We start from the raw sequence: 21276 nt of genomic DNA on the forward strand, positions 1-21276 counted from the left end.
TGGAAGGGTGGACGTATGACACCCGAGCCTCCCGCCGTCGATCCCGAGGTCCTCACCGCCGTCGCGCAGGGCACCACCCACGACCCGCACGCCGTGCTCGGGCCGCACCTGCTCGCTCCCGAGGAGGGCCCGTACGCCGTGGTCCGGGTGCTGCGGCCGCTGGCCGACGAGGTCGTGATCCTGACCGGCGGTCCGGACGGGTCCCGGACCGAGCACCCGACGACGCACCAGGCCGCCGGCGTGTGGTCCGTCGTCGTCCCCGCCCCGGTGGACGACGACGGCACGCGGCACGCGCCCGACTATCGCGTCCGCTCGCGGTACGGCGACGAGACGACCACGACCGACGACCCGTACCGGTTCCTGCCCTCCCTGGGCGAGATGGACCTGCACCTGATCGGCGAGGGCCGCCACGAGACGCTCTGGCGGGTCCTCGGTGCGAACCTCAAGTCCTACCCCGCTGCCGGAGGGGACATCACCGGCACCTCCTTCGCCGTCTGGGCCCCGAACGCCCGCGGCGTCCGGCTCGTGGGCGACCACAACCGCTGGTCGTCGGTGCACCCCCTGCGCTCGCTCGGTTCCAGCGGGGTGTGGGAGATCTTCGTCCCGGACGTCGGCGTCGGGTGCCGCTACAAGTACGAGATCTGCGGTCCGGACGGCGTCTGGCGCGCCAAGGCCGACCCGGTGGCCAAGGCGAGCGAGACACCCCCGGCCACCGCCTCCGTCGTCGCCGCCGCCGACCACGAGTGGAACGACGGCGAGTGGATGGCCCGCCGCGCGTCGTCCGACCCGCACGCCGGGCCGATCAGCGTCTACGAGGTCCACCTCGCCTCGTGGCGTCCCGGCCTCGGGTACCGGGAGCTCGCCGAGGAGCTGACGGCCTACGTGACCGAGCAGGGCTTCACGCACGTCGAGCTCATGCCGGTGGCCGAGCACCCCTTCGGCGGCTCGTGGGGCTACCAGGTGACCGGCTACTTCGCGCCCACGGCACGGCTCGGCTCCCCCGACGACTTCCGGTACCTCGTCGACCGGCTCCACCAGGCCGGCGTCGGCGTCATCCTCGACTGGGTGCCGGCGCACTTCCCCCGCGACGAGTTCGCGCTCGCCCGCTTCGACGGCACGCCGCTGTACGAGCACCCGGACCCCCGCCGCGGCGAGCAGCTCGACTGGGGCACGCTCGTCTTCGACTTCGGCCGCCGGGAGGTGCGCAACTTCCTCGTGGCGAACGCCACCTACTGGTTCGAGGAGTTCCACGCCGACGGGCTGCGCGTCGACGCCGTCGCCTCCATGCTCTACCTCGACTACTCGCGCGAGGAGGGTGGCTGGACCCCCAACGTCCACGGCGGGCGCGAGAACCTGGAGGCGATCTCGTTCCTGCAGGAGGCGAACGCCACGGCCTACCGGCGCAGCCCCGGCGTGATGATGATCGCCGAGGAGTCGACGGCGTTCCCGGGCGTCACCCGCCCCACCGACACCGGCGGCCTCGGGTTCGGCCTGAAGTGGAACATGGGCTGGATGAACGACTCCCTGCGCTACATGGCCAAGGACCCGATGTACCGCAGCCACCACCACGGCGAGCTCACCTTCTCGCTGGTGTACGCGTTCTCCGAGCAGTACGTCCTGCCGATCAGCCACGACGAGGTCGTGCACGGCAAGGGCTCCCTGCTGAGCAAGATGCCCGGCGACCGCTGGCAGCAGCTCGCCGGGGTCCGGGCCTTCCTGACCTACCAGTGGACGCACCCCGGCAAGCAGTTGCTCTTCATGGGCTGCGAGCTCGCCCAGGAGGCCGAGTGGAGCGAGGGGCGGGGCCTCGACTGGTGGCACCTGGACGACCCCGGCCACGCGGGGGTCCAGCGGGCCGTGCGCGACCTCAACGCCCTCTACCGGGCCACGCCCGCGCTCTGGGAGCGCGACTTCGACGGCTCCGGCTTCGAGTGGCTCGAGGCCGACGACGCCGCCCGGAACGTCCTCGCCTACGCCCGGCGGGCCGCCGACGGCACGCCGGTCGTCGTCGTGGTCAACTTCGCCGGGGTGCCCCACGAGGGCTACCGGCTCGGGCTGCCCGACGGCGGCACGTGGGTCGAGGCGTTCTGCTCGGACGCGCTGCAGTACGGCGGCTCCGGCGTGGTGAACACCGGCGAGCTGCACGCCGAGGACGTGCCGTCGCACGGGCGCCGGCACTCCCTCGCGCTACGCGTGCCCCCGCTGGGCGGCCTGGTCCTGCGCCGTCAGTAGAGGTACATCGCGAGGCGTCGGCGGGCCTTGCCGACCCGCGGGTCGGCCACGCCGACGACCTCGAAGTAGTCGACCAGGCGGCCGCGCAGCTTCTCCTTGGCGTCGTCGTCCGCACCCGGCAGGAGGTCCAGCAGGCGCGCCAGCGCGTCCTCGACCTTGCCGCCGAGCATGTCCATGTCGGCCACGGCGAGCTGGGCGTCGACGTCTGCGGGCGCGTCGGCCGCAGCCTGCCGGACCTGCTGCAGGTCGGCGCCGCGGGTGCGCTGCATGAGTGCCACCTGCGCGAGCCCGGCGACCGCCTGCGCGTCCTTCGGGTCCTGCTTGAGCGCCTTGTCGTACGCCGCGGCAGCCGCGTCCAGGTCGTCACGCTCGATCGCGTCGTAGGCCTCCTGGTGCAGCGGCGGCAGCGGCTCCTCGGGCTCCTCGGCCGGCTCGTCCGCGGCGGGCGCTCCCCCGCCCTGCGCGGGGGCGCGCCCGGTCACGCCGTTCTGCTCGGCGGCTGCCAGGAGCTGCTCCAGGACACCGCGCACCTGCTCGTCCGACGCGCCCCCGGCGAAGAGCGGCACGGGCTGGCCCTGCAGGACGGCGACGACGGTCGGCACGCCCTCCGGCTGGAACGCCGCCGCGATCTGGGGGTACGCGTCGACGTCGAGGCGGCCCAGGAGGAACCGTCCGGCGTACTCGTCGGCGATGGTTCCCAGGCTCGTGGCCAGGTCCGCGTTCGCCTGGTCGGTGGGCTTCCACAGCAGGACCACCACGAGGTGCTTCGTCGAGTCCTGCACGACCTGCTGGAAGTTCGCGTCCGTCAGGTCGACGACGTAGCCGCCGGCCGTCGGTGCGCCGCCGGGCTCCCCCGGGGGCGGTGACTGCGGGCGGTTCAGCGCCGACAGGTCGACGGCGCCGCGCGGGCTGAAGCTCGGGTCGGGCACAGGGTTGCTCATGCGCTCATCCTACGAAGTCTCGGAGGTGGGGCGGACCGGGCCGGACCAGCGGCTCGGCCGCTATCGGTCCGTGTTCCGCTCGCTCGGGATCTCGTTCGCCGCGTCGACCGCCACGTGGGAGTACCCGAGGGGCCGCATCGGCTCCTCCGAACCCGCCGGCGGCACGTAGAGCGCCACCTGGTCGGTGTACTCGACATAGAGCTCGTTCGTCTCGTCCTCGCCCTCCAGGAGCGCCGACTGCGTCTCGGTGAGCGGCGGGATCGTGCCGCCTTCCTCGACGTCGAGCCGCACGTTGCCGTCCAGGACGCCCATGACGACGGCGCCGCCGTCGGACGTCCGTACCGTGAGGGGCTCGTCCCGCGCGGCGAAGGCCAGCCGGTACCGGCCGTCGGCGGCGTCGAACGTGTCGGCCCCGCGCACGTTGCGCGCGTCGGCCTGGATGCGCTTGACGAGGTCCTGGCTGTCGCCGGGGAGCTCGAAGGCGTCGGCGTACTCCGACTCCTCGGGGCCCTTGGTCACCAGGTCGGCGTACTGCGCGACGGCATCGGCGGGGGTCACCGTGAGCGAGTCGTCGTCCGCGGCCACCTCCTCCGAGCCGATCGCCTCGGGGTCGGCGAAGTTCGGCATCGTGGTGCCGGGGATGAGCTGGACCCACGACCACAGCTTGTAGTTGTCCCGCGCCGACTCCTGCTGGTAGGCCACCATCCGGGGGACCTCGAGGTTCTCGGTGGGCTGCGTGATCGTGTAGGTGACCCGGGGCCAGGACTCGGTCGTGGGGATGATCGCCGCCCGGAGCTCGGTCGGGATCTGCGTCACCAGCGAGTCGTCGCCGCGTGCCTCGGCCACCTTGATCTGGCTCCGGCGGACCTCGTAGGCCGGCCCGCCGACGCGCTCGCGCAGGATCTTCGGGTCGGACTCCTCCCCCGCCTGCTCGAGGACGCTCCCGACGTCCTGCACGACGGCGGTCTCCTGCTCCATCGTCAGCACGGGGCCCTCGAAGGGCTCGTCCGCGGCCGGGGTGGGCAGCTCCTCGGCACAGCCGGCGAGAAGGGCGGCGGTGGCCGCCACCCCGACGGCGGCGCTCGTGCGCCGCGCGACGCGCGTGGTCCTGGCGGTCATCGGGTCCCCCCGTCGATCGGGTCGTCCTGCTGGTCCTGGCGGGCGGCGGTGGGGTCGAAGCCCCAGGTCTCCCGCCAGGCCGCGGCACGACGCCCCGAGGTGCTGGGGGCGTCGTCGGCGGCCGGTGGCGACTCCGGCGCCGGTGCCGGCCGGACCACCGGGGTCTGGCCGGTGAGCGCGCGCAGCGCCCGGCCCATGCCGGACTGGGCGTCCGTGCGCCGTTCCTCCTCGCGCCGGCGCAGCTCGCGGCGCGTCAGCGGTCGGCCGTCGACCATCGGCATCGAGCCGGTCGTCGTCGTGGGCGGCTCGGTGGGCGGCTCAGTGGGCGGCTCGGCGGGCGTCTGCGCGGGTGCTGGTGCAGGTGCAGGTGCTGGAGCAGGTGCCGGCGCAGGTGCGGCGCCGGACGGCGAGCCCTCGCCGTCGGCGGGTGCCGGTTCCGGGGCGGAACGCGTGCGCCGCAGGCGGGACGACCGGCGGGAGAACCGGCCGGCCACCGGGACCGGTGCCGTGCCCGTCCGGCCGTCGCCGGCGGGCTCCTCGCCCGGACCGTCCCCGGCGGGGGTGTCCGCGGCCGCGGCCGGTGCGTCGGACGGCGCGCCGTGGGCGGGCGCGGGGGCGGGCCAGCCGGCGCCCGCAGCGGCACCTGCGGCCGGAGCGGCCCACGCCGGGCCGCTCGACGACGACGTCGGCCCGAAGGGCGACGCTGGCGCAGCCGGTGAGGAGGGCGAGGCGGGTGACGCGGGATCGTCGGGGCTCTCGACCGCCGGTGCGGACGACGCCGTCTGCGGCGACGCGTCGGCCGTGGCGCCGGACCTGGCGCCGGCACGGCGGCCACGGCCGGTCTTCTTCGTCGACCCCCGGCGTCCGAGCAGGAGCAGGACGATGCCGATCAGCAGGAGCAGGCCACCGAGCCCGACGGCCGGCCACAGCCAGGGCGTGCCGACCTCGCGGTCCCAGGTGAGCGTGAGGGTGGGGGCCACCGCGTCGGCGTCGGACGCCTCGGCCGGGGCCTCCTCGCCCTCGGCGGCCTCCTCGACGGGGGCCGCACCGGTGCCGGCGGCGAGCAGCATCCACGGGCCCGGCCGGTCGCTCCAGCGGAGGCTGACCTCCTCGGCGGCGGTCAGCTCGGTGATCCACATGTCGGAGCCCGCAGGGTCCGGCAGCTCGGCCGACTCCTCCGACTCCTCGGACTCCGCCGCCTCCTCGGTGTCCTCCGCCTCCTCGGGGCGCACCTCCGAGGTGGTGAGCGTGTCCCAGTCCGCGAGGCCGGTGACCCGTGCGTACGGGTCGCCGTCGAGCCACCCGAGCACGTCGACGTCACGGCCGACGACGACGGTGACCTCCTGGCCGGCGGGTACCGAGGCGGTGACCGTGACGTCGGAGTCGACGAGGTCGAGGACCCCGGGGTCGGTGACGACGAGCGTGCCCTCGCCCACCGGACGGGCCGTGGCGACCACCGTGTCCGACTCGCGCAGGACCGTCGCTGTCGCGACCCCGAACGCGATGGCGGCCAGACCGGCGATGACCAGGACGGCACCGAGAATGCGTTGCAGCACCAAGCTTCCCTTCGACGTGGACTCCTCAGGATAGGGAGGCGTGGCGATCGCCCAGGACCACGAGGGCGCCCGGGACGGATCGGTTCACGAACCCTTCACGAGTCCGGTACCAGCATCCCCGAGCCTCCCACGGCTGCGGGCCCCACGACCACCGCACGGGTCGCCGCACGACGGTGATCTTTCCCTTTCGTGAGGATCGGACCCCCTGCTCGGCTGTCGGTGGCTGCACGTGACGTCTATCCTGGCCGGAGCCTCGGCACCCACGACAGACGGAGGTCTTCACGTGTCCGACGAGCGCACGCTCTTCCCGATCACCATGCGCGGCTACGACCGCGCCGCGGTCGAGAACCAGATCTCCCGCCTCGAGCAGGCCGTCGAGGAGGCTCGACGCAACGTCGAGTCGACCGACGCCCGCGCCATGCAGCTCTCCTCCGAGCTCGCCGAGGCGCACCGCCAGCTCCGGGAGAACGACAAGCCGTCCTACGCAGGGCTCGGCGCCCGTGCGGAGCGGCTGCTCCGCTCGGCCGACGAGCAGGCCGCCGAGGTCCTGACGCAGGCCAACCAGCAGGCGTCCGACGTCATGGCGCGGGCCAAGCTGTCGGCCGGCCAGGTCCGCCAGCGGGCGGAGACCGAGGCCTCCGAGCTGCTGTCCAGCGCCCGCCGCGAGGCCGAGGAGATCCGCTCGACCACCCGGTCGGAGGCCGAGGGCGTCCTGCAGGGCGCCCAGCGCCGCGCCGAGGAGCTGGTCGGGTCCGCGGAACGCGAGTCGGCGCTCATCATGAGCACCCTCACCACGGAGGAGAGCGAGCGGCGCGCGTCCCTCGAGCGTGAGATCGGCACGATGCGGTCCACCGCGGAGCGCGAGGTGACCGAGGCGCGCGTCACGACGGACCGCGAGGTCGCCCAGCTCCGGGCCGAGGCCGCCGCCGAGTCGGCCGCCCTGCGCGAGGAGGCCGAGCGCGAGTCCAACGACCTCCTGGAGCGCACCCGGACCGAGGCCGCACGGATCGTGGCGGAGGCCAAGCACCAGGCCGCCGAGGCGGCCAACGCCGTCACGACCGAGCTGGAGGACCTCCGGGAGCGCGCGCGCCGCGCCCTCTCCGACGCCGAGCTCGAGGCGGCCCAGATCCGCGAGCGCGTCGAGAACGAGGCCGCCGAGCGCCACGAGGTCGCCCGGGCCGAGACCGAGCGTCTGGTCGCCGCGGCCGAGGAGCACGCCGCCGAGGCCGAGAAGCGCGTCGCCGTCGCCCTCCAGCAGGCGGACCAGGTCCGCACCGAGTCGGACGCCTACATCAAGGAGCTCGTCGCCGACGCGCGCCGCACGGCCGACTCCATCGTGGCCGAGGCACGCACCTTCGCCGACCAGACCGTCTCCGACGCCCAGGCCGAGGCCGAGCAGAGCCGGACGACCGCGGAGCGTCAGCTCGAGGACCTGACGCGCCGGCACGACTCGATCAACTCCTACCTCGAGGAGCTGCGCGGCCTGCTGGGCACGGAGAAGGCGGCCGACGCCATCCCGGTCGCGACCGTCGACGCCCCCTCGGGCCGGTCCGGGGGCACGGCCTCCGCCGAGCCGCGGTCGGCCGCGAGCTCGGAGAGCCCGCAGCCCGCCAGCCCGCTCGACCAGACCCCCGCCCAGCGGGCCCGTGCCGCCTCCGCGCAGTCGGCGGAGGAGGGCACCTCGCCCACGGACGAGACGGCGACGACCCGGGCCTGACGCCGGGCGGCCCGGGTCACCGCGCGGAGGTCACCGCGCGGCGGTCACTGCGCGGAGGTCACCTCACCCTGGCGTGCAGGTCTGCCACGGCCCGGGCCACCGCGGCGGGCTCCTCGACCGCGCTGAGGTGGGCCGCGTTCGGCACCACGGCGAGCGTCGCGTCCCGCGCAGCGCCGGCCATGTGGCGCGCGTCGTCGACCGTGGTCACCTGGTCCTCCGCCCCGACGACGACGGCCACCGGCCCGCCGAAGGAACGCAGGACGTCCGTCCGGTCCGGCCGCGCCGCCATCGCCCGCTGCGCCCAGGCCACACCGGACAGACCCTGCGAGCGGATCCAGGCGTACACCGTCGGGTAGAGCGAGCGCCGCTCCAGCTCCGACGTCGGGCCGAGGAGCTTGGCCGGCATGCCCATCACCGCGTCGAGGGTCTGCGTCGCCTCGACCGCGGCGGCGACCCGCAGCCGGCCGTCGCGGGCCGCGTCGTCGTCGGCGGTCGACTTCGTGTCCACGAGACCGAGGCCGCGCACGAACCCGGGGTGCCGCTCCGCCATCGCGAGGGCCACGTAGCCGCCCATGGACAGCCCCACCACGACGGCGTTGCCCTCCCCCTGCTCGCGCAGCGTCGCGTGCACGAGGTCCGCCGTCGCGTCGAGGCTCGCCGGGAGCTGACCGAGGTCGCTGTGCCCGTGACCCGGCAGGTCCACGGCGATGACACGGGGGCCCTGCGGCAGCTCGTCGACCATGGCGACCCACATGCGATGGTCGAGCGGGAAGCCGTGCAGCAGCACCAGGGGCACGCCGGCGCCGTCGCGCAGCAGGTAGGTGGCCAGGGTCGGGTTCGTCATCGTCGTCATCCTCTCGTCGTGGCCGGTGCGACGTCCGAGGCGTGCTGCACCTCGCCGTCGTAGTGCGTGGGCAGCGAGGCGTGGCCGGGCAGCACGTGCTGGACGATCTCGTCCAGCACACGGCGCACCGCCGGCTCCCCCACCCACAGGTGCTTGGCGCCGTCCACGCCGATCACCTCCGCCTGCGGAACGCGGGCGAACCGCTCCCGCGCCTCGGCGGGCCGGAGGTAGTCGTCGTGCTCCGGGACGAGGACGACGAGCGGCTTGCCGAACGCGGCCCAGCGGTCGAGGTCGGCGTCCGTGGCACGGTGCAACGGGGGCGAGAGCAGGATCGCGCCCTCGATGCTCGGGTCGGCGCCGTGCTTGAGGACCAGCTCCGTGCCGAACGACCAGCCGACGAGCCAGGGGTGCGGCAGCTCGCGGAACTCGGCGAGCTCGAGGGCCGCCGCGACGTCGTAGCGTTCCGCGTCGCCGCCGTCGAACTCGCCCTGCGAGGTGCCCCGGGCGGACGACGTCCCGCGGGTGTTGAAGCGCAGGACCGCCAGGTCGGCGAGCTCCGGCAGCCGCCACGCCGCCTTGCGGTACACGTGCGAGTCCATGAACCCGCCGTGCGTCGGCAGCGGGTGGAACGTCAGCAGGCTCGCCACCGGCTCCTTCGCGGCCGGCAGCGCGAGCTCACCGACGAGCGTCAGCCCGTCCGCGGTGTGCAGCTCGACGTCCTCGCGACGGGCGGGCAGGACGGTCATGGAGCGGATCTGGTGGCCGGTGGTGGCGTCGTCGTTCACTCTTCCACCCTAGTTCGGGCGCCAGCTCCCGCAGGTCAGCGCAGCCGTTCGCGCCGCTCCCAGCATGCGGAGTGCCAGTGCCGGCGCGACTCGAGGCCGGCCGCCTCGCCGCCGATCGCGTCGCGGGCCCACGCCACCACGTGCGGCGTCCCCGCCGGGATCTGCTGGTGGCACGTCGGGCACGTGTAGACCTTGTCTCCCCCACGGACGCGCCGGACGGTCCACTCTCCGTCGCCCGCACTGACGTGCCGGGTGCCGCCGAGGGCGCGGTCCATGTCGAGAGGCTGGTGCTCGGCGCCCCAGGGGCGCTTCCGGGAGGGTCGACGCGACGGCATGCCATCCATTGTCACGCGTCCGCGACTCCGGCGGCGCACCTGGGAACGGGGCTCAGGTTCGGCCGTTAGAGTGTCCCGGATCCACTGTCGACCGAAGGGCACCTCGTGAAGCTCCGTACCGCCGTCGGCGCCACCAGCGTCGTGCTGGCCGCCTCCCTCGCACTGGCCGGCTGCGCCGACGACAGCGCGCCCGAGGAGAACTCCCCCTCCCCCGAGGCGTCCGCCGAGACGTCGGAGTCCGCCGAGGCCACCGACCAGGCCGAGCCGACCGAGGCAGACATCGCCGCGGTCGAGGCGATCAAGGTCACCGGTGACCCGGGCTCCGAGCCCGAGCTCGCCTTCGAGGGGCTCGAGGTCTCCGTGCCGACGACCCGCGTCGTCGACACCGGCGACGGCGAGGAGCTCGCCGAGGGCATGAAGGTCACCATGCAGTACGTCGCCTACGACGCCGCGGGCGAGCGGCTCGGTTCCACCTGGGAGAACGACGCCCCGGAGAGCTTCGTGCTCGGCGACCCGAGCTACGACCTCCTCACCGAGCCGCTGCTCGGCCAGCCGGTGGGCACGCGGCTCCTCATCGCCAACCCGACCGTCGACGCGCAGAACGAGCCGTCGACCGTCGTGAACCTCGTCGAGATCACCGACGCCGTCCAGATCCCGTCGCGGGCCGAGGGCGAGGCCGTCGAGCCCGCCGAGGGCCTGCCGACGGTCACCCTGGGCGACGACGGCGCCCCGTCGGTCGAGATCCCCGAGGGCTACGAGGCCCCGGAGGAGCTCGTCGCGCAGACGCTGATCAAGGGCGACGGCGCGGAGGTCACCGCCGAACAGACCGTCACCGCGCACTACACCGGCTGGACGCTGGACGGCGAGGTCTTCGACTCGTCCTGGGAGCGCGGTGAGCCGTCGTCGTTCTCGCTGCAGCAGGTCATCCCCGGCTGGACCGACGGGATCTCCGGCCAGACGGTGGGCAGCCAGGTGCTGCTCGTCATCCCCGCCGACCAGGCCTACGGGGCCGAGGCGGACGGCAGCAGCGAGCTCGCCGGCGAGGACCTGATCTTCGTCGTCGACATCCTCGACGCCGACTGATCCCCGGGCCGCGGCCCGCCACGACGACGGCGGGCCCTCGCTCCACGCGAGGGCCCGCCGTCGTCGTCTCCGGATCCGCCGAGGTAGTAGCGCGCGCCGCGAGGTAGTGCCGACATCGCCGAGGTAGTAGCGGCCCCGCCGAGGTAGCAGCGGGGACGACGACGCCCCTCCGCTCGGCCTGAGCGGAGGGGCGTCGGGCGGTGGTCACCGCCCCGGGTCAGCGATCAGAAGTCCCAGTCGTCGTCCTCGGTCTCGACCGCCTTGCCGATGACGTACGAGGAGCCCGACCCCGAGAAGAAGTCGTGGTTCTCGTCCGCGTTCGGGCTCAGTGCCGCGAGGATCGCCGGGTTGACGTCGGTCTCGTCCTTCGGGAAGAGGCCCTCGTAGCCCAGGTTCATCAGGGCCTTGTTGGCGTTGTAGCGCAGGAACTTCTTGACGTCCTCGGTGAGGCCGAGCTCGCCGTACAGCGCGTCGGTGTACTCGACCTCGTTCTCGTAGAGCTCGAAGAGAAGCTCGAAGGTGTAGGCCTTCATCTCGTCCTGCTCGGCCGAGGTGAGCTTGGCCAGCCCCTTCTGGAACTTGTAGCCGATGTAGTACCCGTGCACGGCCTCGTCGCGGATGATGAGGCGGACCAGGTCGGCCGTGTTGGTCAGCTTGGCGCGGCTGGACCAGTACATCGGTGCGTAGAAGCCCGAGTAGAACAGGAACGACTCGAGCATCGTCGAGGCGACCTTGCGCTTCAGCGGGTCGTCGCCGCGGTAGTAGTCGAGGACGATCTCCGCCTTGCGCTGCAGGTACGGGTTGTCCTCGGACCAGGCGAAGGCCTCGTCGATCTCCTTGGTCGAGATCAGCGTGGAGAAGATCGAGGAGTAGCTCTTGGCGTGCACCGACTCCATGAACGCGATGTTGGTGTACACCGCCTCCTCGTGCGGCGTGATGGCGTCCGGGATGAGCGAGACCGCGCCGACGGTGCCCTGGATCGTGTCCAGCAGCGTCAGCCCGGCGAAGACGCGCGTGGTCATGAGCTTCTCGGCGTCCGAGAGCGTGTTCCACGACTGGATGTCGTTGGACACCGGGACCTTCTCCGGCAGCCAGAAGTTGCCGACCAGGCGGTCCCAGACCTCCAGGTCCTTCTCGTCCTGGACACGGTTCCAGTTGATCGCGCTGACGCGGTCGATGAGCTTGAGCTGGCCGGTGGGTGCCATGGCGGGTTCCTTCAGGTACGAGTGACGGGATGCGGTCGAGAGCGGGTCGGCGTCACAGCATGCAGCTGACGCAGTTCTCCACCTCGGTGCCCTCGAGCGCCAGCTGACGCAGGCGGATGTAGTAGAGCGTCTTGATGCCCTTGCGCCAGGCGTAGATCTGCGCCTTGTTCACGTCGCGCGTGGTCACCGTGTCCGGGAAGAACAGCGTCAGCGACAGGCCCTGGTCGACGTGCTGGGTGGCCGCCGCATAGGTGTCGATGATCTTCTCGTAGCCGATCTCGTACGCGTCCTGGTAGAACTCCAGGTTGTCGTTCGTCATGTACGGCGCCGGGTAGTAGGCCCGGCCGAGCTTGCCTTCCTTGCGGATCTCGATCTTGGCCGCCACCGGGTGGATGGAGGACGTCGAGTTGTTGATGTAGCTGATCGAGCCGGTCGGCGGCACCGCCTGGAGGTTCTGGTTGTAGATGCCGTGCTCCATGACGGACGCCTTGAGACGGCGCCAGTCGTCCTGCGTCGGGATGTGCACGCCGGCGTCCGCGAAGAGGCGGGCCACCCGCTCGGTGGCGGGCTTCCACTCGGCGTCCGTGTACTTGTCGAAGTACTCCCCGGTGGCGTACTTCGAGTCCTCGAAGCCGCCGAACGCCCGCCCGCGCTGCTCGGCGAGCCGGTTCGAGGCCGCGATCGCGTGGTACGCGACCGTGTAGAAGTACATGTTCGTGAAGTCGATGCCCTCGTCGGAGCCGTAGTAGATCCGCTCGCGCGCGAGGTAGCCGTGCAGGTTCATCTGCCCCAGGCCGATGGCGTGCCCCATCTCGTTGGCCCGCTTGACCGACGGCACCGACTCGATGCTGGTCTGGTCGGAGACCGCGGTCAGCGCACGGATCGCCGTGTCGATCGTCGCGCCGAAGTCCGGCGAGTCCATCGTCTTGGCGATGTTCAGCGAACCGAGGTTGCAGGAGATGTCCCGGCCGACCTCGTCGTAGGACAGGTCCTCGTGGAACGTCGACGGGGTGGAGACCTGCAGGATCTCGGAGCAGAGGTTCGAGTGGGTGATGCGCCCCTTGATCGGGTTCGCGCGGTTCACCGTGTCCTCGAACATCACGTACGGGTAGCCGGACTCGAACTGCAGCTCCGCGATCGTCTGGAAGAAGTCGCGGGCCTTGATCGTCGTGGACCGGATCCGCTCGTCCGCGACCAGCTCGTCGTACTTCTCGGTGATCGAGACGTCGGCGAACGGCTTGCCGTAGACGCGCTCGACGTCGTACGGGCTGAACAGGTGCATGTCCTCGTTGCGCTTGGCGAGCTCGAACGTGATGTCCGGGATCACGACGCCCAGCGAGAGGGTCTTGATCCGGATCTTCTCGTCGGCGTTCTCGCGCTTGGTGTCGAGGAACCGGAGGATGTCCGGGTGGTGCGCGTGCAGGTACACCGCCCCGGCTCCCTGGCGGGCACCGAGCTGGTTGGCGTAGGAGAACGAGTCCTCGAGGAGCTTCATCACGGGGATGACGCCGGACGACTGGTTCTGGATGTGCTTGATCGGCGCGCCGTGCTCACGGACGTTGCTCAGCAGCAGCGCCACACCGCCGCCGCGCTTGGAGAGCTGCAGCGCGGAGTTGATGCCGCGCGCGATGGACTCCATGTTGTCCTCGATGCGCAGCAGGAAGCAGGACACGGGCTCGCCGCGCTGCGCCTTGCCCACGTTGAGGAACGTCGGGGTGGCCGGCTGGAAGCGGCCGGAGATGACCTCGTCGACGATGTCGCGAGCCGTCTGCTCGTCCCCGTCCGCGAGGCCGAGCGCGACCATCGAGACCCGGTCCTCGAACCGCTCGAGGTACTTCTTGCCGTCGAACGTCTTGAGCGTGTACGAGGTGTAGTACTTGAACGCGCCGAGGAACGACTCGAAGCGGAAGTCCGCGGCGTAGGCGCGCTGGAACAGCTCCTTGACGAACGCGCGGGAGTACTTCGCCAGCACGGTGGGGTCGTAGTACTTGTTCTCGACCAGGTGGTCGAGCTTCTCGTCGAGCGTGTCGAACTCGATCGTGTTGGGCAGCACGTGCTGCCGGAAGTACGCGGACGCGGCCTCGTGGTCCTTGTCGAACTGGATCGTGCCGTCCGGTCCGTACAGGTTCAGCATCGCGTTGAGCGCGTGGTAGTCGAGCTCCGCCTGCTGCAGCGGGACCGCCGTGGCGGTGCCCGGCGTGCTGCTCACGCCGGGATCAGTGACTGTCGTTGCCAAAATCGTCCCAATCCGTCACGGACGCGCTGGGCGTCCTCGGCCGTCCCGAGCAGCTCGAAGGCGTACAGGTACGGCACCTGGCACTTCGCCGAGATGATGTCGCCGGCGATGCAGTACGCAGCGCCGAAGTTGGTGTTGCCCGCGGCGATGACGCCACGGATCAACGACCGGTTGTGCGCGTCGCCGAGGAACCGGCGGACCTGGCGCGGCACCGATCCGCCCTCGTTGCCCCCGCCGTAGGTGGGGACCATGAGGACGTACGGCTCGTCGACCGTCAGGAACCCGTCGGCGGGGCGCACCGGGATGCGGTGGACCGGCATGCCCAGCTCCTCGAGGTCGAGGCGCTGGACGAACCGGTGCGTGTTCTCCGAGACGCTGGAGAAGTAGACGAGCGACCCCATGTCACCCTCCCCCGAAGGACGTGCTGCGTGCTCGCCGACCGCGGCCGGCGAGGAGGTCAGGCCGAGACGGCCTGCTGCGCCGCGACGGCGCTGATCTGGTCGGGGCGGAAGCCCGACCAGTGGGTGTCCCCGGCGACGACGACAGGAGCCTGCAGGTAACCGAGCCCACGGACCATCTCGAGGGCCTCGGCGTCCTCGGTGATGTCCACGACCGTGTACTCGACGCCCTTGCGGTCGAGGGCGCGGTAGGTCGCATCGCACTGCACGCAGGCCGGCTTGCTGTAGACCGTGACGCTCATGTCGCACTCCCTGTCTCGCCGCCCGATCGGCGGTGTCCGTCAGTCCTGTGATGTCGTTTCCGGCGGCGTCCCGCGGGGGCCGGGACCGGCCTCCGCGCCCCCTGTCGAGAGGCCTGTGACCAGTGCCGACACCGGTGGAACTACACCGATGTTGCCGGTGCGAGGAGCAGAGCCCCTCGCGTCCCTCAAACACTACACCTAGTGTTCCGCGACTGCCTGCCCACGACATGTTGTGGTCGACACGGATGTGGTTACACGGGTGTGATTCGCCCGGATTGACCCTCGTGAGGCTCCGGGAGCCACCTGCGAGCATCGTCGCACGGGGGTCTGACAGGGCCCGCCGTCCACCGGTCGGTGCACCGGTCCGGACCCCCCTCGGCGGCGGCGTCACGCGCCTCGGGGCGGTTCGTCCACAGGCCGTGGACGACGGCGGTCCACACCCTGTGCACGGCTCCGCACCGGTCGCGGGCGACGACCGGAGAGGCCGACCTCTGATCTTCCTCACACCTGCGCGGGCCGGGCGTGTCGCGCCGGCTGGGCGCGTCGTCGTCCCCGGACGCACGACGAGCGTGCGGCCCCCTCCTCGGCACCCGCTCGAGGACGAGGCCCGCACGCTCGTGGCGGGACGGGGCGCTCAGGCCGCGGGACCGGCCTCGAAGACCGCCGGGATCCGGCCGGTCCGGGTGAGCCGGGCGTACCAGTACGCCGAGTCCTTCCAGGTGCGCTCCCCTGTCGGGTAGTCGACGTGCAGGATGCCGAACCGCTTGGAGTACCCGTAGGCCCACTCGAAGTTGTCCATCAGCGACCACGCGAAGTAGCCGCGCACGTCCGCGCCGGCGTCGATCGCCGCGGCGACGGCGGCCACGTGGTCCCGCAGGTACGCCACACGGGCGATGTCGTGGACCCGCGGGATCCCGAGCGCCGGGTCCTGGACCACCTCGTCCGCGAACGACGCGCCGTTCTCCGTCACGGCGAGCGGCTGGTCCGGGTAGCGCTCGTGCAGGTCCAGCAGCAGCTCCGTCAGGCCCGCGGGCTCGACGTTCCAGCCCATCGCGGTGTACGGGCCGGGCTGCGGCAGGAACTCGACGTCGTCGGCCGCGACCCACGGCGACGCCGCCGTGGTCTTGTGCCCGTCGGCCCGCACGGGCTCGCCCTCGCCGTCGAACCGGCGCACCCGGGTGGACGAGTAGTAGTTGACCCCCAGCACGTCCAGCGGCTGCCGCACGACGTCGAGGTCGCCGTCGTGCACGAACGACCAGTCCGAGACGCTCGCCGTGTCCTGCTGGACGTCGGCCGGGTAGGTGCCCTCGAGCAGCGGCCCGAGGAACACCCGGTTGGCCAGCCCGTCGATCTGGCGCACGGCGTCGGCGTCGGCGTCCGAGCCGGAGGCCGCCCGCAGCACGTGCAGGTTCAGCGTGATCGAGCACGCGGCCCCGGGCAGCTCCTCGCGGATGGCCTGGACGGCCAGGCCGTGCGCGAGGTTGAGGTGGTGCACGGCCGCGAGCGCCGCCGCCGGCTCCGTGCGTCCCGGCGCGTGCACCCCGGAGGCGTACCCGAGGTAGGCGGAGCACCAGGGCTCGTTCAGCGTGGTCCACAGCGCGACCCGGTCGCCGAGCTCACGGGCCATCGCCCGGGCGTAGTCGGCGAACGCGTACGCCGTCTCGCGGGCGGCCCAGCCGCCGGCGTCCTCGAGCTCCTGGGGCAGGTCCCAGTGGTACAGGGTCACGTAGGGCGTGATCCCCCGCTCCCGGAGCGCGTCGAGCAGGTTCCGGTAGAAGTCGACGCCCTCGGCGTTGAGCGGCCCGCTGCCCCCCGGCTGCACGCGCGACCAGGAGATCGACAGCCGGTAGGCGCTGACCCCGAGCCGCGCCAGGTGGTCCACGTCCTCGGCCCAGCGGTGGTAGTGGTCGCAGGCGACGTCGCCGGTGTCGCCGCCCTGGACGGCGCCGGGCACACGGCAGAGCGTGTCCCAGATGGACGGACCCCGCCCGCCTTCCGCCGCCGCGCCCTCGATCTGGTAGGCCGCCGTGGCGGTACCCCACAGGAAGCCGTCCGGGAACTGCCCGGTCGTGCTGATGGTGCTCACAGGTCGATCCTCACTTCGTCCGGACCGTTCGCCTCGGTCCGCAGGCCACCGACCTGGACCGCCCATCGGGTGGAAGCGTTCCCACTCGAGACGACGACGGCGCTCTCGGTGCGTCGTACACGGAATGTCGCCGGTGCGCCCTCGCCACCGGGCACGCTGACCTCGGAGTCGTGACCCGCTGCGAGCTCGACGCAGTGGAGGGTCACGCCCTCGGCCCAGGCGTAGTCGGGACGGTCGGTGCGGGCCCCGACGGGGAGCACGCTACCCGGTCGCACCAGCAGCGGCAGACTCGCGTACCCGTGTGTCTCGGCGACCCACCGCGGACCGGTCACCACGGGCCCCTCGACCGGGCCGCCGTCGGCCACGGATCCCGGGTCGACGAGGGTCCAGCGCCCCTCAGGCACGTAGACGTCCGCCGTGCCGTCCTCGCGCAGGACCGGCGCCACGAGCAGCGAGTCGCCCAGCATGTACTGGGTGTCGACGCCGTACGTGCTCCGGTCGCCGGGGAACTCGAGCACCATCGGGCGCATCATGGGCGTCCCGGCGCCCGCGACCTCCTCGGCGAGGCGGCCCAGGTAGGGCATGAGGCGCATCTTCAGGTGCGTGAACCGCCGGGCGACGTCCACCGCCTCGTCGTCGAACGCCCACGGCACCCGGTACGACGAGGAGCCGTGCAGGCGTGAGTGGCTCGACAGCAGCCCGAACGCGAGCCAGCGCTTGAAGACGCCCGCGTCCGGGGTGCCCTCGAACCCGCCGATGTCGTGGCTCCAGTACCCGAACCCGGACATCGCCAGCGAGAGGCCACCGCGCAGGGACTCCGCCATCGCGGTGTACGTCGAGTCGCAGTCGCCGCCCCAGTGCACCGGCATCTGCTGCCCGCCCGCCGTCGCCGCCCGGGCGAAGACGACCGCCTCGCCCGCGCCGCGCCGTCGCTCGAGCAGCCCGAACACGGCCTCGTTGTAGAGCTGGGCGTAGTAGTTGTGCATCCGTTGCGGGTCGGAGCCGTCGTGCCAGACCACGCCCTGCGCCGGGACACGTTCGCCGAAGTCCGTCTTGAAGCAGTCCACGCCCTGGTCGAGCAGCCGCTCGAGGTGGCCGAGGTACCAGTCGGTGGCGGCCGGGTTGGTGAAGTCCACCAGCCCCATGCCCGCCTGCCAGAGGTCCCACTGCCACACCCCGCCGTCCTCGGTGCGCAGCAGGTAGCCCCGCTCGGCACCCTCGGCGAACAGCGGCGAGCGCTGGGCGATGTACGGGTTGATCCAGGCGCTGACCTGCAGGCCGCGCGCGTGCAGGCGGGCGAGCATGCCCTCCGGGTCGGGGAAGGTCCGCGGGTCCCACTCGAAGTCGCACCACTGGTACTCGCGCATCCAGAAGCAGTCGAAGTGGAAGACGCTCAGGGGCAGGTCCCGCTCGGCCATCCCGTCGATGAAGGAGGTCACGGTCCGCTCGTCGTAGTCGGTGGTGAACGACGTCGACAGCCACAGCCCGTAGGACCAGGCCGGCACCCGCGGGGGTCGTCCGGTCAGCGCCGTGTAGCGGCGCAGCACGTCCTTCGGCGTCGGACCCGCGACCACGTGGTACGTGAGGGACTGCCCCGGCACGGAGAGCTGGACGCGCGAGTTGACCTCGGAGGCCACCTCGAGGGACACCTTCTCGGGGTGCGCGACGAAGACGCCGTACCCGGCGGACGTGACGTAGAACGGGACGTTCTTGTAGGCCTGCTCGCTGGAGGTGCCGCCGTCGGCGTTCCAGACGTCGACCTCCTGGCCGTTCTTGACGAACGGGCCGAACCGCTCCCCCAGCCCGTAGACGTGCTCGCCCGGGGAGAGCGCGAGCTGCTCGTGCACCCAGTGCTCGCCGGTGTCCGCCGCGATGACGGCGACCGACTTCGGCAGGCTCGAGGTGATCACCCGGCCCTCGTGCTCGAAGTCCACCCGCCAGGCACCCTGCCGGTGCACCCGGACGCTGAGCCCGCCGGTCTCCAGCACGCCCGCCGTCTCGTCGACCTTGACCACGGGCCGGAACCCGGGCTCGGCGTGCACCGCGAAGTCCGGCCCGCGGCGAACGGCCCCGGCGTGATGCTCCACGCGGACCGTGACGACGCCCGGCGCCGGCGAGGAGTAGGTGAGCGTGACCACGGGCCGGTTGAGGGTGTCGCCGCGGTCACGGACCACGGACGTCGGCGCGAAGACCGTCATCGTGCCCGCAACCTCGTCCACGCGGACGTCGTCGACCTCCGTCGCGTACAGCGGGTGCAGGCCCGGCCGGGACAGCCAGTAGCCGTCGGTGAACTTCATGCGTTCCTCTCGGTCAGGACGACGACGTCGCCCGCGGGCACGTCGACCAGGTCGGTGAAGACGGAGCCGCTCAGCACGTCGGAGTGCTCCCCGGGGATGCGCACGTGCGCCGGGGCCCCGGAGTGGTTGAGCACGAACAGGTGGTCGCCGCGGCGCACGGCCTCGACGTCGGGCAGGTCGGCCAGGCCCGGCACGACGCCGGACACCCCCGCCCGCTCGCAGGCGTCGGCCAGGACGCGGCGCAGCAGGGGCTCGGGCAGGACCGTGCCCACGTACCAGGCGCAGCCGGCGTCCGCGGCGGTCGCGACGCCGTCCGGCCGCGGCACCCGGCGCCGGGTCACGGCGGGCGCACCGGCGAGGTGGCCGACGGCGTAACTCGCCAGCACCTCGGCCCCGTCGGTCCGCAGCAGCTCGCCGAGCACGTGGGCGCGTGGGCCGGCGTCCGCGGGTTCGTCCGGGCCCACGAGCGGCCCGGCGAGCGGCACGCCGGCGTCGGGCAGCGCGGCCCACTCCTCGCCGCTCACGCCGAGGAGGTCGGCCAGGAGCACCGGGAACCGGCCGGTGCGGACGTGGGCGTCCAGGTCGGCGACGCCGGTGAAGCAGCCGACGACGACGCTCGCTCCCCGCGAGGCGGCGCGCCCGAGCGCGTCGGCCGCCTCGGGTGAGAGCAGGTAGCTCTGCGGGACGAGGACGACGTCGTAGCCTGCGGCGCCGGTCGCCGCCAGATCGTCCGGGTGGACCAGGTCGACCGCGACGCCCGCGTCCCAGAGCACGCGATACCAGGCGCGCAGCACGTCCAGGGTGCGCAGCCGCCCGGTGGGCCGGGCCTGTTCCTCGGCCGCCCACCAGGACTCCCAGTCGAAGAGCGCGACCACGCGTGCCGGGACCCGCTGCCCGACGACGTCGCGCAGCCGGGCCAGGTCGCCACCGACACGCACCACCCCAGCGTGCACCCGGGTGTCCGCACCCGCGTGCGGGAGCATCGCCGAGTGGAAGCGCTCGGCCCCGGCCCGGGACGCGCGCCACTGGAAGTAGCAGACGCCGTCGGCCCCGTGCGCCACCGCCTGCAGCGCCTCGCGTCGTGACCGTTCGGGCGATCGGGGCAGGTTGTGGTCCCGCCAGCTCACGGCGCCGACGGCGGCCTCCATGAGCATCCAGGGACGGCCGCCGCCGAGCGAGCGCATCAGGTCGGCCGTCAGGGCGGCGTCGGCCGGCGAGCGCGGGTCGCCCGGGTCGGGGTAGGCGTCGTCCGCGACGACGTCGAGGTCCCGGGCCCACGACCAGTAGTCCGCCAGGGCGAAGAAACCCATGAGGTTCGTGGTCACGGGCCGCTCGGGGTCGACGGCGCGGATCACGTCGCGCTGCTCGCGGTACAGCGTGCGCAGCTGGTCCGAGGAGTAGCGGCGGAAGTCGAGCGACTGCGAGGGGTTGACGTGGTACGGCATCCGACGCGGCGGCAGGACCTCGTCGAACGAGGCGTACTGCTGGGACCAGACGGTCGTGGCCCAGGCCTCGTTGAGCGCCTCGACCGTCCCGTACCGGGCGCGCAGCCACCGCCGGAACGCGGCGGCGGACTCGTCCCCATAGCAGACCTGGCCGAGCTCGTTGCCGACGTGCCACATCCGCACGGCCGGGTGGCCCGCGTACCGCTCCACCAGGTCGCGGGTGATCGCCAGCGCGTGCTCGCGGTAGACGGGCGAGGCAGGGCTGAACTGGTTGCGCGACCCGGCCACGAGCCGCACGCCGTCGGCGTCGACGGGCAGCGTGTCCGGGTGCAGCCGGCCGAGCCAGGGGGGCGGCGAGGCGGTGGGCGTGGCGAGGTCCACCGCGATGCCGGCCGCGCCCAGCAGGTCGAGGACCTCGTCGAGCCAGGCGAAGTCGCGGGCGCCGGGTCGCGGCTCGTAGCGCGCCCAGGAGAAGACCCCGACGGTGACGAGGTTGACGCCCGCGCCGGCCATCAGCCTGACGTCCTCGCGCCACGTCCGGCGGTCCCACTGCTCGGGGTTGTAGTCACCGCCGTAGAGCAGGCCGAGGTCGGCGGTCAGGGCGGCGAACCCGGCGAGATCGCCGGCCCGCCGGGTCGCGCTCTTCTCGTGCGGCACCGTCGCCCTCCTGTCGCTCGGCACGCCTCGTCGCGTGC

16 protein-coding genes are annotated in these 21276 nt (G+C 72.6%); 3 read left to right on the forward strand and 13 right to left on the reverse strand.

Annotated features, from left to right (window positions below; translation table 11 throughout):
• The first annotated feature begins 15 nt into the window (after window positions 1–15).
• The gene (glgB, locus tag BCL65_RS13440) at window positions 16–2232 is read left to right on the forward strand and encodes a 1,4-alpha-glucan branching protein GlgB (RefSeq protein ID WP_106268858.1); all 2217 of its coding nucleotides are present in this window, start codon (window positions 16–18) and stop codon (window positions 2230–2232) included.
• On the opposite strand, the gene BCL65_RS13445 is transcribed toward glgB, so the two are convergent.
• The 3 genes from BCL65_RS13445 to BCL65_RS18040 are packed head-to-tail and all read right to left on the reverse strand — an operon-like array spanning window position 2226 to window position 5848.
• Window positions 2226–3173, reverse strand: a complete 948-nt coding sequence (locus BCL65_RS13445) for a tetratricopeptide repeat protein (protein WP_106268860.1) — start codon at window positions 3171–3173, stop codon at window positions 2226–2228. The genes glgB and BCL65_RS13445 overlap by 7 nt on opposite strands.
• 60 nt (window positions 3174–3233) lie before the next feature.
• Complete coding sequence (locus tag BCL65_RS13450; protein WP_106268862.1) at window positions 3234–4292, reverse strand: hypothetical protein; 1059 nt, start codon at window positions 4290–4292, stop codon at window positions 3234–3236.
• Entirely contained in the window at window positions 4289–5848 is a 1560-nt protein-coding gene (locus BCL65_RS18040; protein ID WP_106268863.1) for a hypothetical protein, read from the reverse strand. Before BCL65_RS18040 ends, BCL65_RS13450 begins: the two co-directional genes overlap by 4 nt.
• Before the next feature lie 283 nt (window positions 5849–6131).
• Between BCL65_RS18040 and BCL65_RS13460 the strand changes: the two genes are divergently transcribed.
• Window positions 6132–7565 (forward strand): hypothetical protein, encoded by a 1434-nt coding sequence (locus tag BCL65_RS13460; RefSeq protein WP_243401047.1) that lies wholly within the window; start codon window positions 6132–6134, stop codon window positions 7563–7565.
• Between the two features lie 58 nt (window positions 7566–7623).
• On the opposite strand, the gene BCL65_RS13465 is transcribed toward BCL65_RS13460, so the two are convergent.
• From BCL65_RS13465 to BCL65_RS13475, 3 genes are all read right to left on the reverse strand, one after another.
• The gene (locus BCL65_RS13465; protein ID WP_243401048.1) at window positions 7624–8409 is read right to left on the reverse strand and encodes an alpha/beta fold hydrolase; all 786 of its coding nucleotides are present in this window, start codon (window positions 8407–8409) and stop codon (window positions 7624–7626) included.
• Window positions 8410–8414: 5 nt separating this feature from the next.
• Window positions 8415–9155, reverse strand: coding sequence for an alpha/beta hydrolase (locus tag BCL65_RS13470; RefSeq protein ID WP_106269064.1), 741 nt, complete (start codon window positions 9153–9155; stop codon window positions 8415–8417).
• Between the two features lie 74 nt (window positions 9156–9229).
• The gene (locus BCL65_RS13475) at window positions 9230–9529 is read right to left on the reverse strand and encodes a hypothetical protein (protein ID WP_106268867.1); all 300 of its coding nucleotides are present in this window, start codon (window positions 9527–9529) and stop codon (window positions 9230–9232) included.
• Window positions 9530–9634: 105 nt separating this feature from the next.
• Here BCL65_RS13475 and BCL65_RS13480 point away from each other — a divergent pair, with 105 nt between their 5' ends.
• Window positions 9635–10612: an FKBP-type peptidyl-prolyl cis-trans isomerase gene (locus BCL65_RS13480; protein WP_106268869.1), complete on the forward strand. Its 978-nt coding sequence runs from the start codon at window positions 9635–9637 to the stop codon at window positions 10610–10612.
• A 224-nt stretch (window positions 10613–10836) separates the two neighbouring features.
• Here BCL65_RS13480 and nrdF read toward each other — a convergent pair whose 3' ends face one another.
• The 7 genes from nrdF to BCL65_RS13515 all read right to left on the reverse strand — a co-directional run bounded on the left by nrdF (window position 10837) and on the right by BCL65_RS13515 (window position 21238).
• Window positions 10837–11817, reverse strand: coding sequence for a class 1b ribonucleoside-diphosphate reductase subunit beta (nrdF, locus tag BCL65_RS13485; protein ID WP_106268871.1), 981 nt, complete (start codon window positions 11815–11817; stop codon window positions 10837–10839).
• Between the two features lie 52 nt (window positions 11818–11869).
• On the reverse strand, window positions 11870–14026 hold the full coding sequence (gene nrdE, locus BCL65_RS13490; RefSeq protein WP_106268873.1) for a class 1b ribonucleoside-diphosphate reductase subunit alpha: 2157 nt from the start codon (window positions 14024–14026) through the stop codon (window positions 11870–11872).
• Window positions 14023–14454: a class Ib ribonucleoside-diphosphate reductase assembly flavoprotein NrdI gene (gene nrdI, locus BCL65_RS13495; protein WP_106268875.1), complete on the reverse strand. Its 432-nt coding sequence runs from the start codon at window positions 14452–14454 to the stop codon at window positions 14023–14025. Before nrdI ends, nrdE begins: the two co-directional genes overlap by 4 nt.
• A gap of 56 nt (window positions 14455–14510) precedes the next feature.
• Window positions 14511–14753 carry a glutaredoxin-like protein NrdH gene (nrdH, locus tag BCL65_RS13500; RefSeq protein WP_106268877.1) on the reverse strand — a complete coding sequence of 81 codons (243 nt, stop codon included), beginning with the start codon at window positions 14751–14753 and terminating at the stop codon, window positions 14511–14513.
• Between the two features lie 634 nt (window positions 14754–15387).
• Window positions 15388–16905, reverse strand: coding sequence for a GH1 family beta-glucosidase (locus tag BCL65_RS13505; protein ID WP_106268879.1), 1518 nt, complete (start codon window positions 16903–16905; stop codon window positions 15388–15390).
• Entirely contained in the window at window positions 16836–19136 is a 2301-nt protein-coding gene (gene yicI, locus BCL65_RS13510; protein ID WP_106268881.1) for an alpha-xylosidase, read from the reverse strand. Before yicI ends, BCL65_RS13505 begins: the two co-directional genes overlap by 70 nt.
• Window positions 19133–21238 carry a beta-galactosidase gene (locus BCL65_RS13515; RefSeq protein WP_106268883.1) on the reverse strand — a complete coding sequence of 702 codons (2106 nt, stop codon included), beginning with the start codon at window positions 21236–21238 and terminating at the stop codon, window positions 19133–19135. Before BCL65_RS13515 ends, yicI begins: the two co-directional genes overlap by 4 nt.
• Window positions 21239–21276 lie beyond the last annotated feature (38 nt).

Origin of the sequence: Isoptericola halotolerans, from assembly GCF_003003075.1 — a bacterium.
In the GTDB taxonomy this organism is placed as follows: domain Bacteria; phylum Actinomycetota; class Actinomycetes; order Actinomycetales; family Cellulomonadaceae; genus Isoptericola; species Isoptericola halotolerans_A.